General features: G+C 69.8%; 12 protein-coding genes. 8 read left to right on the forward strand and 4 right to left on the reverse strand.

Features of this window, described 5'->3' with window-relative positions; translation table 11 throughout:
• Positions 1-104: 104 nt before the first annotated feature.
• Positions 105-1,880, forward strand: coding sequence for an amidohydrolase family protein (locus tag ACFXKZ_RS12320; protein ID WP_379999288.1), 1,776 nt, complete (start codon positions 105-107; stop codon positions 1,878-1,880).
• A gap of 331 nt (positions 1,881-2,211) precedes the next feature.
• On the opposite strand, the gene ACFXKZ_RS12325 is transcribed toward ACFXKZ_RS12320, so the two are convergent.
• Complete coding sequence (locus tag ACFXKZ_RS12325; protein WP_379999290.1) at positions 2,212-2,658, reverse strand: hypothetical protein; 447 nt, start codon at positions 2,656-2,658, stop codon at positions 2,212-2,214.
• A gap of 290 nt (positions 2,659-2,948) precedes the next feature.
• On the opposite strand from ACFXKZ_RS12325, the gene ACFXKZ_RS12330 reads away from it, so the two are divergent.
• Positions 2,949-5,546, forward strand: coding sequence for a bifunctional FO biosynthesis protein CofGH (locus tag ACFXKZ_RS12330; RefSeq protein ID WP_379999292.1), 2,598 nt, complete (start codon positions 2,949-2,951; stop codon positions 5,544-5,546).
• A gap of 150 nt (positions 5,547-5,696) precedes the next feature.
• Complete coding sequence (locus ACFXKZ_RS12335; RefSeq protein WP_379999294.1) at positions 5,697-6,800, forward strand: ADP-ribosylglycohydrolase family protein; 1,104 nt, start codon at positions 5,697-5,699, stop codon at positions 6,798-6,800.
• Positions 6,801-6,846: 46 nt separating this feature from the next.
• Here the strand turns inward: ACFXKZ_RS12335 and nagA are convergent, their stop codons facing one another.
• Positions 6,847-7,989: an N-acetylglucosamine-6-phosphate deacetylase gene (gene nagA / locus ACFXKZ_RS12340; RefSeq protein WP_379999296.1), complete on the reverse strand. Its 1,143-nt coding sequence runs from the start codon at positions 7,987-7,989 to the stop codon at positions 6,847-6,849.
• Positions 7,986-8,951, reverse strand: coding sequence for an ROK family protein (locus ACFXKZ_RS12345; protein WP_379999298.1), 966 nt, complete (start codon positions 8,949-8,951; stop codon positions 7,986-7,988). Before ACFXKZ_RS12345 ends, nagA begins: the two co-directional genes overlap by 4 nt.
• Before the next feature lie 235 nt (positions 8,952-9,186).
• On the opposite strand from ACFXKZ_RS12345, the gene ACFXKZ_RS12350 reads away from it, so the two are divergent.
• The 4 genes from ACFXKZ_RS12350 to ACFXKZ_RS12365 all read left to right on the forward strand — a co-directional run bounded on the left by ACFXKZ_RS12350 (position 9,187) and on the right by ACFXKZ_RS12365 (position 13,686).
• On the forward strand, positions 9,187-9,978 hold the full coding sequence (locus ACFXKZ_RS12350) for a DeoR/GlpR family DNA-binding transcription regulator (protein WP_379999300.1): 792 nt from the start codon (positions 9,187-9,189) through the stop codon (positions 9,976-9,978).
• 502 nt (positions 9,979-10,480) lie between these two features.
• Entirely contained in the window at positions 10,481-11,806 is a 1,326-nt protein-coding gene (locus ACFXKZ_RS12355) for an extracellular solute-binding protein (RefSeq protein ID WP_379999302.1), read from the forward strand.
• A 78-nt stretch (positions 11,807-11,884) separates the two neighbouring features.
• The gene (locus ACFXKZ_RS12360) at positions 11,885-12,766 is read left to right on the forward strand and encodes a carbohydrate ABC transporter permease (RefSeq protein ID WP_379999304.1); all 882 of its coding nucleotides are present in this window, start codon (positions 11,885-11,887) and stop codon (positions 12,764-12,766) included.
• Positions 12,763-13,686, forward strand: coding sequence for a carbohydrate ABC transporter permease (locus ACFXKZ_RS12365; protein ID WP_379999306.1), 924 nt, complete (start codon positions 12,763-12,765; stop codon positions 13,684-13,686). Before ACFXKZ_RS12360 ends, ACFXKZ_RS12365 begins: the two co-directional genes overlap by 4 nt.
• A gap of 120 nt (positions 13,687-13,806) precedes the next feature.
• Here the strand turns inward: ACFXKZ_RS12365 and ACFXKZ_RS12370 are convergent, their stop codons facing one another.
• Positions 13,807-14,151: a cupin domain-containing protein gene (locus ACFXKZ_RS12370; protein WP_379999308.1), complete on the reverse strand. Its 345-nt coding sequence runs from the start codon at positions 14,149-14,151 to the stop codon at positions 13,807-13,809.
• A gap of 160 nt (positions 14,152-14,311) precedes the next feature.
• Here ACFXKZ_RS12370 and ACFXKZ_RS12375 point away from each other — a divergent pair, with 160 nt between their 5' ends.
• Positions 14,312-14,647, forward strand: coding sequence for a DUF3263 domain-containing protein (locus tag ACFXKZ_RS12375; RefSeq protein ID WP_379999310.1), 336 nt, complete (start codon positions 14,312-14,314; stop codon positions 14,645-14,647).
• The last annotated feature ends 4 nt before the right edge of the window (positions 14,648-14,651 follow it).

Raw genomic sequence — 14,651 nt, forward strand, 5'->3', positions numbered from 1 at the left:
CCCCGTCTCATCCCGTGCGGACCCCTGGCGACCCCGAATATCTGACGTACCATCAGCTTCGTGGGGCGGCCGGACCACGCGTGCGGACGGCGTGCGCCGGCCGCGTGCGCAGGCACCACCGAGGGCAGCAACACCGAGGGCAGAGGAGCTTCGCCATGCTGGACCACGTCATCACCGGAGCCACCGTCGTCGACGGGACGGGCGCGCCGTCCTTCCTGGGTGACGTGGGCATCAGGGACGGCCGAATCGTCGCGGTCACCCCCGCCGGCGGCATCACCGAGGAAGCCGCGAGCACCGAGAACGCCGAGGGCCTGGTCCTGGCCCCCGGCTTCGTCGACCCGCACACCCACTACGACGCCCAACTGCACTGGGACCCGTACGCCACCCCCTCGGTCAACCACGGCGTGACCACGATCATCGGCGGCAACTGCGGCTTCACCCTCGCGCCGCTCAAGGCCGAGGACGCCGACTACACGCGCCGGATGATGGCCAAGGTCGAGGGCATGGCGCTGCCCGCGCTGGAGAACGGCGTGGACTGGAGCTGGGAGACCTTCGCCCAGTACCTGGACAAGCTGGAGGGCCGGATCGCGGTGAACGCGGGCTTCATGGCCGGCCACTGTGCGATCCGCCGCTACGTGATGGGCGCCGACTCGGTCGGCAAGGAGGCCACGCCCGAGCAGGTCGCGGCGATGGTGGCAGAGCTGGGCAAGGCGATGGAGGCCGGCGCGCTCGGCTTCTCCACCGGCCAGTCCAACCACACCGATGGCGACGGCAACCCGGTGCCCTCGCGGCACGCCACGCCCGCCGAGATCCTGGCGCTGTGCGAGGAGGTCGGCAAGCACGAGGGCACCCAGCTGGAAGTCATCGTGGCCGGCTGTCTGGACAAGTTCTCCGACGACGAGATCGACCTGCTGGTCAAGATGACCACCACGGCCGGCCGCCCGATGAACTGGAACGTGCTCACCGTCGACTCGGCCGCGCCCGACCGCGCGCCGCGCCAGATCTACGCGTCGGAGAAGGCCAAGGAGGCGGGCGGGCGGATCGTGATCCTGACGATGCCGGTCCTGGTCCCGATGAACATGTCGTTCCTGACCTACTGCGCGCTCAACCTGATCCCGGGCTGGGGCCCGATCCTGTCCCTGCCGGTGCCCGAGCGGATCGCCAAGCTGCGCGACGCCGACGTGCGCGCGGAGATGTTGCGCAACGCGGACAGCCCCGAGGCGGGCGTCTTTCGCCGACTGGCCGACTTCGGCCGCTACGTGATCGGCGACACCTACTCCGAGGCGAACGAGGGCCTGTCCGGCCGAGTGGTCGCCGACATCGCCAAGGAGCGCGGCCAGGACGACTTCTGGACGCTGATCGAGATCTGCATCAACGACGACCTGCGCACGGTGTTGTGGCCGATGCCCACCGACAACGACCAGGCGTCGTGGGATCTGCGGCAGCAGGTGTGGGACAACGAGCACGTGATCCTGGGCGGCTCGGACGCCGGCGCGCACCTGGACCGCATGTGCGGCGCGACCTACACCACCCGCTTCCTCGGCGACATGCTGCGCGGGCGCAAGCTGGTCTCGCTGGAGCGCGCGGTGCAGATGCTCACCACCGAGCCCGCCGAACTCTTCGGCCTCAAGGACCGCGGCCGGATCGCCGAGGGCTTCCACGCCGACCTGGTCCTGTTCGACCCGGCCACGGTCGGCTCCGGCCCGGCCCGCCTGATGCACGACCTGCCCGGCGACAGCCCGCGTCTGACGAGCGAGTCCACCGGCGTGGTCAGCGTCCGCGTCAACGGCGTCGAAACCATCCGCGACGGCCGAACCACCGGCGCCGCCAACGGCACCCTGCTTCGCAGCGGCAAGGACACGGTCACGGTCTCGGTCTGACCGCCCCGAGACCCGGCGGCGTACGGGGGTCCTCCCGTACGCCGCCGCTCCACGGCCGGAGACGACGGGCGTGGTGGTCAGGCGGGCAGGTAGGTCACCTGGAGCACAAGGACGCTTTCGCTACGGACGACGATCAAGTAGCGGAACATGCCACTTTCCGGATAGGCGGTGCCCATCGGGGGATTTGGTCCCTGGTACGTCGCCCCGTCGAGGTAGAGCGCCTCGGCAGCTCTGACGATTTCCTCGGCTCTGGTTTCGACCTAGGCGATGAACGCCTCGGGAGCTCCGCCGACGACGGTCTGCTCATCGGGGTGGTATTCCCAGCTCCAGCTCACGTCTCGACTGCCGCGTACGCGGCGCGCATCAGGTCTTCGGCGACCCGAACACCTCGGGCGCGCACCTCGGCATCGTCGCTGATGGTGTCGACCTGCTCGGCGCGGTGGTAACGGAACGCGAGATCGGGGTGGCGTTCGATCTCGACGACCGCGGCCCAGTGGCGGAGCCACGCCCGCAGGGGGTCGAGGCGGTTGATCCTCAGTGCGGTGGCGGTGGCCTCGCGTTGGGAGCGGTCCATCTCCGGGAGCCAGTGGGGAGCGAGCAGCGTGATCGCCCGCCGCAGCCCCTCGATGGTGCGCTCGGGGCGGGGCATGACGGGCGTGCCGTATTCGGACTCGGCGGTCGGCATCGCGGGCTCCCTTCCGATCGGCGTGACGCGGGCGAACCCGGCCCGCCATTCACTGTAGTCGGCGATACCGATGTCGATCACGGCCGCGGACATCCACACCCTCCCGCAGACGCTCGTTCCCTGCCCGGTTCGAATGGTTCAACGACCGAGCTGCCCCGGGGCCACCCGAATGGGTCCGCGCCGGCCCCGGTCGACGCGCTGTCGGTGCGGACGCCGCCCGCCACGTGACGTGCGACACGAGTCGGGATGGGCATGGATCGGGGCCGCCTACGCTTGGTTCTTTCGGGGGCGGCGTACGGGTCGGCCCCTGTTCGGCGGTGGGGTGGGGCACACCTCGGGCCGCCGGTATCACCCGAGCAGCAGCGACGACAGCGAGGTGTCGCATGACCCCGACTCCCAACGAGGGACGTCCCACCGAGAGTTCGATGCGGCGCGCGCTGCGACGCGCCCGCGACGGGGTCATGCTCGACGTCTCCGAGGCGGCCGTGCTCCTGCACGCCCGCGACGCCGATCTGGCCGACCTGTGCGCCTCGGCCGCGCGTGTGCGCGACGCCGGCCTGGAGGCGGTCGGCCGCACCGGGGTGATCACCTACAGCCGCAAGGTGTTCATCCCGCTCACCCGGCTGTGTCGGGACCGCTGCAACTACTGCACCTTCGTCACCGTCCCGGGCAAGCTCCGGCGCGAGGGCCACGGGATGTTCCTCAGCCCCGACGAGGTGCTCGAGATCGCCCGCGACGGCGCCGCGCTCGGCTGCAAGGAAGCCCTGTTCACCCTCGGCGACCGGCCCGAGGACCGCTGGCCCGAGGCCCGCGAGTGGCTGGACGCGCACGGATACGACGACACGCTCGCGTATGTGCGGGCGATGTCGATCCGGGTCCTGGAGGAGACCGGACTGCTGCCGCACCTGAACCCCGGGGTGCTCTCCTGGACCGACTTCCAACGGCTCAAGCCGGTCAGCGCGTCGATGGGGATGATGCTGGAGACCACCGCGACCCGGCTGTGGTCCGAGCCCTCCGGCCCGCACTACGGCTCGCCCGACAAGGAACCGGCCGTGCGGCTGCGGGTGTTGGAGGACGCCGGGCGTTCCAACGTGCCGTTCACCACCGGCCTGCTGATCGGCATCGGCGAGACGATGACCGAGCGGGCCGAGTCGATCTTCGCGATGCGCAGGATCGCCCGGCAGTACGGCTCGATCCAGGAAGTCATCCTGCAGAACTTCCGCGCCAAGCCGGACACCGCGATGCGCGGCACCCCCGACGCCGACCTGGTCGAGTTGGCCGCCGCGATCGCCGTCTCGCGGATCGTGCTCGGGCCGAAGATGCGCATCCAGGCGCCGCCGAACCTGATCGGCGACGAGTACGCGCTGATGATCGCGGCCGGCATCGACGACTGGGGCGGGGTCTCACCGCTCACGCCCGACCACGTCAATCCCGAACTCGCCTGGCCGCAGATCGAGCTCCTGGCGGCGCGCACCGCCGAGGCGGGCTTCACGCTGCACGAGCGGCTGAACGTGTACCCCGAGGTGATCCTGCGCGGCGAACCGTGGGTGGACCCCCGGGTGTTGCCGCACGTGCGCGCGCTGTCCGACCCGGAGACCGGCCTCGCGATCGAGGGCCGCAACCCCGAGGGCCTGCCCTGGCAGGAACCCGAGGACATCTTCGCCGCCGCGTCCGGCCGCACCGACCTGCACGTGACGATCGACACCACCGGCCGCAGCACCGACCGGCGCGACGACTTCGACAACGTCTACGGCGACTGGGACGCGCTGCGCGAGCAGGTCGCCGCCGGCCCCGCCGGGTCGGTGGTCCGACTCGACTCGGAGGTGCGCGAGGCATTGGCCCAGGCCGCCGCCGACCCGACCCGGCTGACCGACGACCAAGCCCTCGCGCTGTTCCACTGCGACGGCCCCGCGATGGACGAACTCGCCCGGATCGCCGACGACTTGCGTCGCGAGGTGAACGGCGACGAGATCACCTACATCGTCAACCGCAACATCAACTTCACCAACGTCTGCTACACCGGCTGCCGGTTCTGCGCGTTCGCCCAGCGACGCACCGACGCCGACGCGTACACCCTCTCCCTGGACCAGGTGGGCGAGCGGGCCGAACAGGCGTGGGCAGTCGGCGCGACCGAGGTCTGCATGCAGGGCGGCATCCACCCCGACCTGCCCGGCACCGCCTACTTCGACATCGCCCGCGAGGTCAAGAAGCGGGTCCCGGGCATGCACGTGCACGCGTTCTCGCCGATGGAGGTGGTCAACGGCGCGACCCGCACCGGGATGTCCATCCGCGACTGGCTGACCGCCGCCAAGGAGGCGGGCCTGGACACCATCCCCGGCACCGCCGCCGAGATCCTGGACGACGACGTGCGCTGGATCCTGACCAAGGGCAAGCTGCCCGCCGCGACCTGGGTCGAGGTGGTCAAGACGGCGCACGAACTGGGCATCCGCAGCTCCTCGACGATGATGTACGGCCACGTGGACACCCCCGCGCACTGGCTCGGCCACCTGCGCCTGCTCGGCCGGATCCAGGACGAGACCGGCGGCTTCACCGAGTTCGTCACGCTGCCCTTCGTGCACACCAACGCGCCGGTGTACCTGGCCGGCATCGCCCGCCCCGGCCCGACCCTGCGGGACAACCGGGCCGTGCACGCGATGGCCCGCATCCTGCTGCACGGCAAGATCGACAACATCCAGACCAGCTGGGTCAAGCTCGGCGTCGAGGGCACCAACCTGATGCTCGAAGGCGGCGCCAACGACATGGGCGGCACGCTCATGGAGGAGACCATCTCCCGGATGGCCGGCGCCGACAACGGCTCGAAGAAGTCGATCGCCGAACTGGAGGCGATGGCCGCCTCGCTCGGCCGCCGCGCCCGGCAGCGCACCACCACCTACGGCGAGGTGGACGCCGAGCGGCAGGCCATCGCCCGGCGCCACGACGAGGACGTCGACCGGATCATGCTGCCGATCCTGAGCAACTGACGACGGCGGCACCCGTGCCCGCGCGGGCCGGAGGGCGACATTCCCCTCCGGCCCGTCGCTCCTTCCGCGGTGCTCTCGGATGCGTGTGCGACCCCCCGGCGGGCCCGCGCCGGTACGCTGCGGTGGGGCTTCGGGGGAGGGAGAACACACATGGCCGCACTGTGGTCCAGAGACCGTTTGCAGGACTTTCGGGCACGGGTACGGGGCTGTCTCGTCGGTGGCGCGATCGGCGACGCGCTCGGCGCGGGGATCGAGTTCCTGAGTCTCGCGGAAATCCGTGAACAGCACGGATCCGACGGGGTCGCCGGCTACGTGACGGCGTACCACCGACGCGGCGCGATCACCGACGACACGCAGATGACCCTGTTCACGGTGGAGGGGCTGATCCGCGCGCACGTGCGCCGGGACACCGGGGCCTGGCATCCGCCGACCGACCTGCACGGCGCCTACCTGCGTTGGAAGGCCACCCAGAGCGAATGGGGCCCCGACGAGCGCAAGGACGAGGGCTGGCTGGTCCGCGAGGAGTGGCTGTACAGCTCGCGCGCGCCCGGATCCGCGTGCCTGCGCGGGCTGGAGGACGAGAGCGTGATGGGCACGCTGGAGCGGCCCAAGAACCCCGACTCCAAGGGCTGCGGCGCGGTCATGCGCTCCGCGCCGTTCGGCCTGCTGGTCGGCTGGCGGCCCGAGCTGGTCTTCCAACTCGCGGTGGAATGCGCGGTGTTGACCCACGGACACCCCACCGGCTACCTCTCGGCGGGCGCGTTCGCGGTGATCGTGCACGCGGTCATGCAGGGCGCGCCGTTGGAGGAGGGCGTACGGATCGCCCTGGAGCTGGTGAAGTCGCGCCCGGAGCACGCCGAGACGGCGCGGGCGATCGAGGCGGCGCTCGCCGCGGTCCGCGCCGGGGTGCCCTCGCCCGAGCGGGTCGAGGCGCTGGGCCAGGGCTGGACCGCCGAGGAGGCGCTGTCGATCGGGCTGTACTGCGCCCTGGTGGCCCCCGACATGCGCACCGGACTGCTGCTCGCGGTCAACCATGGCGGGGACAGCGACTCGACCGGGTCGATCTGCGGCAACCTGCTCGGCGCCATGCACGGCGACACCGTGCTACCCGCCGACCTGGTCGCCGAACTCGAGGGCCGCGGCGCGATCCTGCAGTTGGCCGACGACTTCGCGATGGAGATGACCCAGGGCACCACGCTGCACGGCCCCGAGGCGGGGGACACGAGCTGGACCCGGCGCTACCCGCCGAACTGAGCGCCGGCCACCCCGGGCACTGCCCGAGGCGGCCGGATCGCCCCGATCAGGGTCGGCGCTCGTCCACCCACGCGCCCGCGACCATCACCGCGCGCACCTGAAGCGTGTCGTCCAGGACCACCAGGTCTGCCTGCTTGCCCGGCTCCAGGGTGCCGATCCGGTCGGCCAGGCCGAGTGCCCGCGCGGGCGTGGCCGAGAGCGAGCGCACCACGTCGGCGATCGGCAGGCCGCCCGCGACACCGTTGCGCAGCGCCTCGTCCAGGGTCAGCGTGCTGCCCGCGATCGAGTCGCCGCCGGCGAGCCGGGCCACCCCGTCCACCACGTCCACGGTCATCACGCCCAGCGGGTAGACGCCGTCCGGCATGCCCGCGGCGCCCATCGCGTCGGTGATGAAGGCGACCCGGTCCGGGCCCGCGCTCGCGTACGCCAGGTTGACCACACTGGGGTGCAGGTGCACGCCGTCGTTGATCAACTCGACCACCGCGTCGCTGTCCTGGAGCAGCGCGGTGACCGGCCCCGGCTCGCGGTGGTGCACGCTGCGCATCGCGTTGAACAGGTGGGTGGCCACACTCGCGCCGGCGGCCAGCGCCGCGTGGGTCTGCCGGTGTGTGCCGTCGGTGTGCCCGACCGCCGCGATCACCCCCTCGTCGGCGAGTCGGCGCACCAGGTCGACCCCGCCCGGCAGCTCCGGGGCCAGGGTGACCATGCGGATCGCGCCGTTCGCGACCTTGAGCAGCGTGCCGACCTCGTCCCGATCCGGCGCGCGCAACTGGGTCGGGTCGTGCGCGCCGCAGCGGGCCGCACTCAGATACGGGCCCTCCAGGTGCAACCCCGCCAGCAGGCCGTCGTGCACGAGCGGGGAGAGCGTGCTCACGATCCGCAGCAGGTCCGCCGGGGACGCGGTGACCAGGCTGGCGACCGTGGTCGTGGTCCCGTGCGAGCGATGGAATTCGGCCACCCGCAGCGCCTCGTCGGGATCGCCGGAGGTGTACGAACCACCCCCGCCGCCGTGCACGTGCATGTCCACGAAGCCGGGCACGATCCAGCCGCCCGCGAGGTCGACCACCGGTTCCAAGCCGTTCGGCCGACCGGGGCCGGCGAAGGCGATCCGTTCACCCACCACGTGCACCGAAGCGCCGTCGACCACCCCGGAGGGCAGCACCACGCGCGCATTGCCGAGCACAGTCACCCGCGCACCTCCAAGGTGTCCCACGCGATCAGTCCGGCGCCTCGGCAACCGGCCTCGTCTCCGAGTGCCGCGGTGACCAGCGGCGGCACGTGTTGGACCACGGCGCGCTCGGCGAGCAGCGTCCGCAAGGGGCTGAACAACTGCTCCCCGGCGAGCGAGAGTCCGCCGCCGATGACCAGCAACTTCGGGTCGTACAGGGCGAGTCCGGTGAGCAGGCCGTCCGCGAACGCGGACAACCCCTGACCCCACACCGCGGCCGCGACCCGGTCGCCCGCGGCGACCCGGGCGACCACCTGGGCCGCGCTCAGCGGCGGGTCGTCGCCCGGCGCGGCCTCGGCGAATGCGTGTGCGATTGCGGGTCCGGAGAAGTGCGCCTCCAGACAACCGACCGCCCCACACGTACATTTACCCCCGCCGGGGCGCACCGTGATGTGCCCGATCTCGCCGGCCTGCCCGTGCGCGCCCGGGTAGGGGCGTCCGTTCAGCACCAGCACCGAGGCGAGCCCGGTGCCGATCGCCACGAACAGGAAATTGTCGCAGTCGCGTCCCGCGCCCAGCCGGCCCTCGGCGAGCGCGCCGGTACGCACGTCGTGGCTCAAAGCCGCCGGTAGCCCCAGTCGGTCGGCGACCAGCGAGCGCAGCGGCACCTCGCGCCACTGGATGCTGGCCGACCACACCGCGACGCCCGCCGTGTCGTCCACGATGCCCGGCACCACCACACCCGCCGCGCGCGGCACCCCGCCGAGTTCGACCGCCCGATCGCGCAGTGCCTCGGCGAAGTCGACGATCCCCGCGACCACCGCGTTGGGGCCGTCGGTGCGTCCGGTCGGGCGCCGCTCGGAGTAGACCAGGCCGCCGTTCGCGTCCACGACGCCGCCCTTGATGTCGGTGCCGCCGACGTCGAGTGCGACGACGCAGTCCGCGCCGGACAGGTCGGACGGCGTGATGTTCACGTGCGGCATCGGCGTCTCAAGTCTGGTAGATGGGGCAGATTGTCGGCCCGAGGGCGGGTGGATCCGAGAATGCGCGTTTGTGCTCACTGGATAGCAGTTGAAAACATGAACATGCAACAGCATCGTTGAGTGAGCGCACCCTCACCGAAACCCCCGACGCGTGACGCGCGCGGGTGGCCGGGGAGGATGGTCGCAACGATCCGACACGAGTCGGGCGGGCTGTCGGACGGGCGGGAGGTCGCGGGTGAGTCGTTACGAGCGGTGGGGTGCACTCCTCGAATTGCTGGCCAAGCACGGCCGGCTGGAGGTCGAGGACGTGGCCTCGGAGCTGGACGTCTCGCCCGCCACGATCCGCCGCGACCTGGACCAGCTCGCACAGCAGCAGATGTTGACCCGCACCCGGGGCGGCGCGGTCGCGCACGCGGTCTCCTACGACCTGCCGCTGCGCTACAAGACCGCCCGACACGCGTCCGAGAAGCAGCGCATCGCGCAGGCGGTGGCGGCCCTGGTCAAGCCGGGGGAGACGGTCGGGATCAACGGCGGCACCACGATGACCGAGGTGGCTCGCGCGCTGGTGGCCCGGGCCGATCTGTACACCGAGGGCGACTCGAACGCGCAGGCGTTCACGATCGTCACCAACGCGCTCAACATCGCGGGCGAGCTCGCCGTGCGGCGGCACGTGAAGATCGTGCTCACCGGCGGGGTGGCGCGCCCGCAGTCGTACGAGCTGATCGGCCCGCTCGCCACCGGGATCCTGCGCGAGGTGGCTTTGGACGTGGCCATCCTGGGCGTCGACGCGATCGACGTCGAGCACGGCGCGAGCGCGCACCACGAGGGCGAGGCGAGCATCAACCAGTTGATGGCCGCCGGCGCCGGTCGGGTCGTGGTGGCCGCCGACTCGTCCAAGCTGGGCCGCCGCGCGTTCGCCCGGATCTGTCCGCTGGACCGGGTCGGCGTGCTCGTGACCGACACCGCCGCCCCCGAGGAGGCCACCGCGGCGTTCGTGGACGCGGGCGTGCGGGTCATCCGGGTCTGACGGGTGGGTCGTTCGGGTCCGTTCGGGTCCGTTGGGGTCGTTCGAGTCGTTCGGGTCCGAGACCCACCGAAACTCCGGCCGAAACTCCGGGCATTGTCGCCTGTCAATGCTGCCGAATCGTTTTTCCAACCAACTCTCCGGCCGGTGTGACGCGCAATTCGCGCACAACCGGAATGGATCATTCGAAGAAGCGTCGATGGACCACTTCAAGATCCAATAGGCGTCCTCCGTGCCGGTTCTACGCATCCGCGCCCGCACGGGTAACGAATTGCCCGGCAAACTGCCTCGACCTCTCCAACCAATCGCAGGATTGGTGTAGACCTTTCTTCCGGCGAGGTGTTGACTGCCGACACGGCGAGTCCGCAAAATGCTCGATGCTGCTCAAGAGTTTTCTCCAAATCCGTGTTGCGAACAGTTTTGCGCATGTGCACGCATGGGGTTTAGCGCCACGAAACCCTGCCCAACGGTCCTGTTTTCCCGAAGGCATGAAGGCGGTTCTGCGATGAAGCGGCACCAGATGGCATTGGCGGCGACAGGACTGTCGGCCGCACTGCTTCTGTCAGCGTGTGGTGGGTCGGACGACGACAGCGACGACAGCAAGGGGGCGACCCCCGGCGCCTCCGGGCCCGGTGCTCCCGCCGGCGCCCCGAAGGACGGCACGATCAAGTTGGTCGTGGCGGACTACGGCAGCGGCGACGGCAGCATGCAGAAGTATTGGAACGGGGTGATTTCGAGCTTCAACGCGAAGTACCCCGGGATCAAGGTGAACCTGCAGGTCATCAACTGGGATGACATCGACAAGCAGGTCGCGACCATGGTCCAGAACAACGAGATGCCCGACCTGCTGCAGACCGGCGGTTACGCGGACAAGGTCGTCGACGACCTGCTCTACCCGGTCGACGACATCATGTCGCCCGAGACCAAGGCCGACTTCGTGGAGTCCTTCACCCCGGCCGCGACCGTGAAGGGCAAGCAGTACGGCATTCCCTTCACCTCCAGCACCCGGCAATTGATCTACAACACGGATCTGTTCACCAAGGCCGGCATCACCGAGCCGCCGAAGACCTGGGACGAGCTCAAGGCCGCCGCGACCAAGCTCAAGTCCGCCGGCGTGGCGACGCCCTTCGGCCTGCCGCTCGGCAAGGAGGAGGCCCAGGGCGAGTTCATGAACTGGGCGCTGGGCAACGGCGGCGGTTACCAGACCAACGGCAAGTACACGGTCAACAGCCCGGCCAACGTCGAGGCGCTGAACTGGGTCAACGACAACCTGGTCAAGACCGGACTGACCGAGTCCAACCCCGGCACCAAGAACCGCAAGGACGTCTACACCGACTTCTACGGCGGCAGTGTCGGCATGGTGAACAGCAACCCCACCATGATCGCCACGCTGAAGAAGGACTACCCCAACCTCAAGTACGCGACGGCGCCCATCCCCGGCAAGACCGGCCCGCTGAACGAGACGCTGGGTGTCTGCGACTGGATGATGGCGTTCAAGAAGAACGGCCACAAGGACCAGATCAAGGCGTTCGTGGACCACGCGTTCAGCACCGAGCAGCAGATCAAGTTCCAGGAGCAGTACAGCTTCCCGCCGGTGACCAAGTCGGTGATGGCCAAGATGACGGCCAACCCCGCCAACGCCGGTCTCAAGCCGTACATCGACCTGCTGCCGAAGGCGAAGTTCTACCCGCTCAACGACGTCGCGTGGGACGTGCTCTCGCCCAAGATCAAGGAGCAGCTCGGCAGCGCGGTCTCCGGCAAGTCCCCCAAGGACGTGCTCGACCAGCTCCAGAAGGAAGCCGAGTCGGCCGTCGCCCAGCAGAAGAGCTGACGCCGCACCGGACAAGTCCGCGCACCGAACGAGGAGGACGGCCCCGTGGCCGAAACCGCCGTACGCAGAGCGCCTTCCGTGGGCACCAGAGTCAAGAAGGCGCTCGCCCCGCTGCCGTGGATCGGCCCGGCCGTCCTCCTGATCGGTCTCGTGGTCCTGTGGCCCGTGGTCGTGATGGTCTGGAGCTCCTTCCAGCGCATCCGCCGCACCGGCATCGTGGTGGGCCCCAACGGCACCGACAACTACACCAAGCTGTTCGACGAACCGGACTTCGTGGCCGTGTTGTGGAACACCGTGGTCTGGGTGCTGGTGGTGGTCGCCATCACGCTCGTGTTGTCGCTGTTCCTGGCCCAGCTGTTCAACCAGCACTTCCCGGGCCGACGCTTCGCCCGCTGGGCGATGATCGTGCCGTGGGCGGCGTCGGTCTTCATGACCGCCGTCGTGTTCAAGTGGATGCTGCACGAGACCCACGGCGTGATCAACACGCTGATGGTCGACCTGCACCTGATGGACGCGGGCAAGGACTGGCTGGGCAGGCCGTCCACCGCGATGCCGTGGATGATGGCGGTCGCCGTCTTCGTCTCGCTGCCGTTCACCACCTACACCCTGCTCGCGGGGCTGCAGACGGTGCCCGGTGAGGTGTACGAGGCGGCCCGGATCGACGGCGCGTCCACGTGGCGCACCTACCTGTCGATCACCCTGCCGCTGCTCAAGCCCGCGATCCTGGTCGCGGTCGTGATCAACCTGATCAACGTGTTCAACTCGTTCCCGATCATCTGGGCGATGACCAACGGTGGTCCGGGCTACGAGACCGCGACGACCACGGTGTTCATGTATCAGCTCAAGGCGTCGGACATCGGCGAGAGCGCGGCGATGTCCGTGGCCAACTTCGCGATGATCATCATCCTGGTCGCGTTCTTCCTCGTCGTCAGCCGCGGGAACAAGGAGACCGACCGATGAGCACCGTCGTGACCGCCGAGCCGGACGCCGGCGCCCCGCAAGGACCTGCGGGCGTGGCCGGCGGCAAGGGGAGCAGGCGCGGGAAGCCCGTACTCGGGGGCTCGAAGTACAGCCAAAAGCAGCTGTGGTTCGGTGCGCTCGCGTGGGTGATCGCGATCGTGTTCGTGGCGCCGTACATCGAGATGGCGATCACCGCCCTGCGACCGAAGGACGAGTTGACCAGCGACGGCTATGTGCCGTCGAAGTTCGAGTGGGCCAACTTCGTCGACGTCTGGGACAAGTCCACGCTCGGCGACAACCTCAAGGTCTCGTTGCTGGTCGCGGGCATGTCGACGCTGCTCGTGCTGGTGGTCTCGCTGCCCGCGGCCTACTACACCGCGCGCAAACGGTTCCGCGGCCGGGGCGTCTTCCTGATGCTGGTGCTGGTCACCCAGATGTTCCAGCCGACCTCGCTCCTGGTGGGCCTGTACCGCGAGTTCTACATCCTGGATCTGCTCGACTCGTACTGGGCGCTCGTGCTGGTCAACGGCGCGTTCAACCTGGCCTTCTCGGTGTGGATCCTGACCGCCTACTTCAGCGCGATCCCGGTCGAGCTGGAAGAGGCCGCGATGATCGACGGTGCCTCCCGTCTCGGGGCACTGCGTCGGGTCACGCTGCCGCTGGCGATGCCGGGCATCGTCACCGCGGTCATCTTCACCTTCATCGCGGCGTGGAACGAGTTCACTGTCGCGCTGGTCCTGGTGACCACCCCCGACAAGCAGCCGTTGACGGTCGGGATCAACAGCTTCCTCGGCGCCTACCGGGTCGAGTGGCAGTACCTGTTCGCCGGGTCGGTGGTGGCGATCGTGCCGGTGGTGATCCTGTTCGCGTACATCGAGAAGCACGTCGTGTCGGGGTTGACGGCGGGGTCGGTGAAGTAGGTCGGGAGCGGTCGCCCGAATCGTTTCGGGCGGTCGTGCTCGACCCCGGACGACGCGAAGCCCACAGGTCTCGGGGGCCTGTGGGCTTCGGCGTGTCCGGGCGCGGATCCGTGCGGGCGGTTACGGCAGGGTGATGTGGTACGCCTTGCGCAGCGTCTCGTGCACGGTCCACACCGTCTCGTCGCCCTCCTGGAGCACGCACGCGTCGCCGGGGCCGACCTCGATCGTCGCGCCGCCGCGGATCTCGATCGTGGCGCGGCCGGAGACCACCACGAACAGCTCGTTGGCCTCGGTGTCGGTCACCACGCCGGGGGTGATCTGCCAGATGCCGCGGATCTGCCTGCCGTCCTCGGACTCCCACAGGACCTTGCCCGAGACCTCGGGCGTGCCGGAGACGATCTGCGCCGGGTCGAGCGGGTCGGCTTCGAGCTCGGCGTCGGGGATATGGACGGCAAAGGTAGACATGCGGCGGAGCATATAGGCCAACCGGACGGCCGCCGCTAGCGGGTGATTCGTAGGCTTTTCCGGCGAATCACCGTGCCGGTGCGGTCCCGCGTCGGTATCGGCGGGCACAATGCCCGAGAGCGGGTCGACGGGCCCGCCCGAGGCACCGAAGGGAAGACCGATGGGTGAGGAGCACGACGTGCGGCCGGAGCCGCCCGTGATTCCCGGGCAGGGCGCCGCGGCGACCGCACCCGACGCGACCCCGGCCGGCGGCCTGTCCGAGCGGGACCGGGACATCCTCGAATTCGAGCGCCAGTGGTGGAAGCACGCCGGCGCCAAGGAACGTGCCGTGCGCGACCGCTTCGGCTTCTCCGCGACCCGCTACTTCCAGGTACTGAACACCCTGCTCGACCGGCCCGAGGCGCTCGAACACGACCCGATGCTGGTCCAGCGGCTGCGTCGGCTGCGCGAGGCCCGCCAGCAGGCCCGCTCCACCGTGCGTCGTACCGGGCACTGAGAGG

The sequence above is a fragment of the Embleya sp. NPDC059237 genome (genome assembly GCF_042754105.1).
Lineage (GTDB): Bacteria > Actinomycetota > Actinomycetes > Streptomycetales > Streptomycetaceae > Embleya.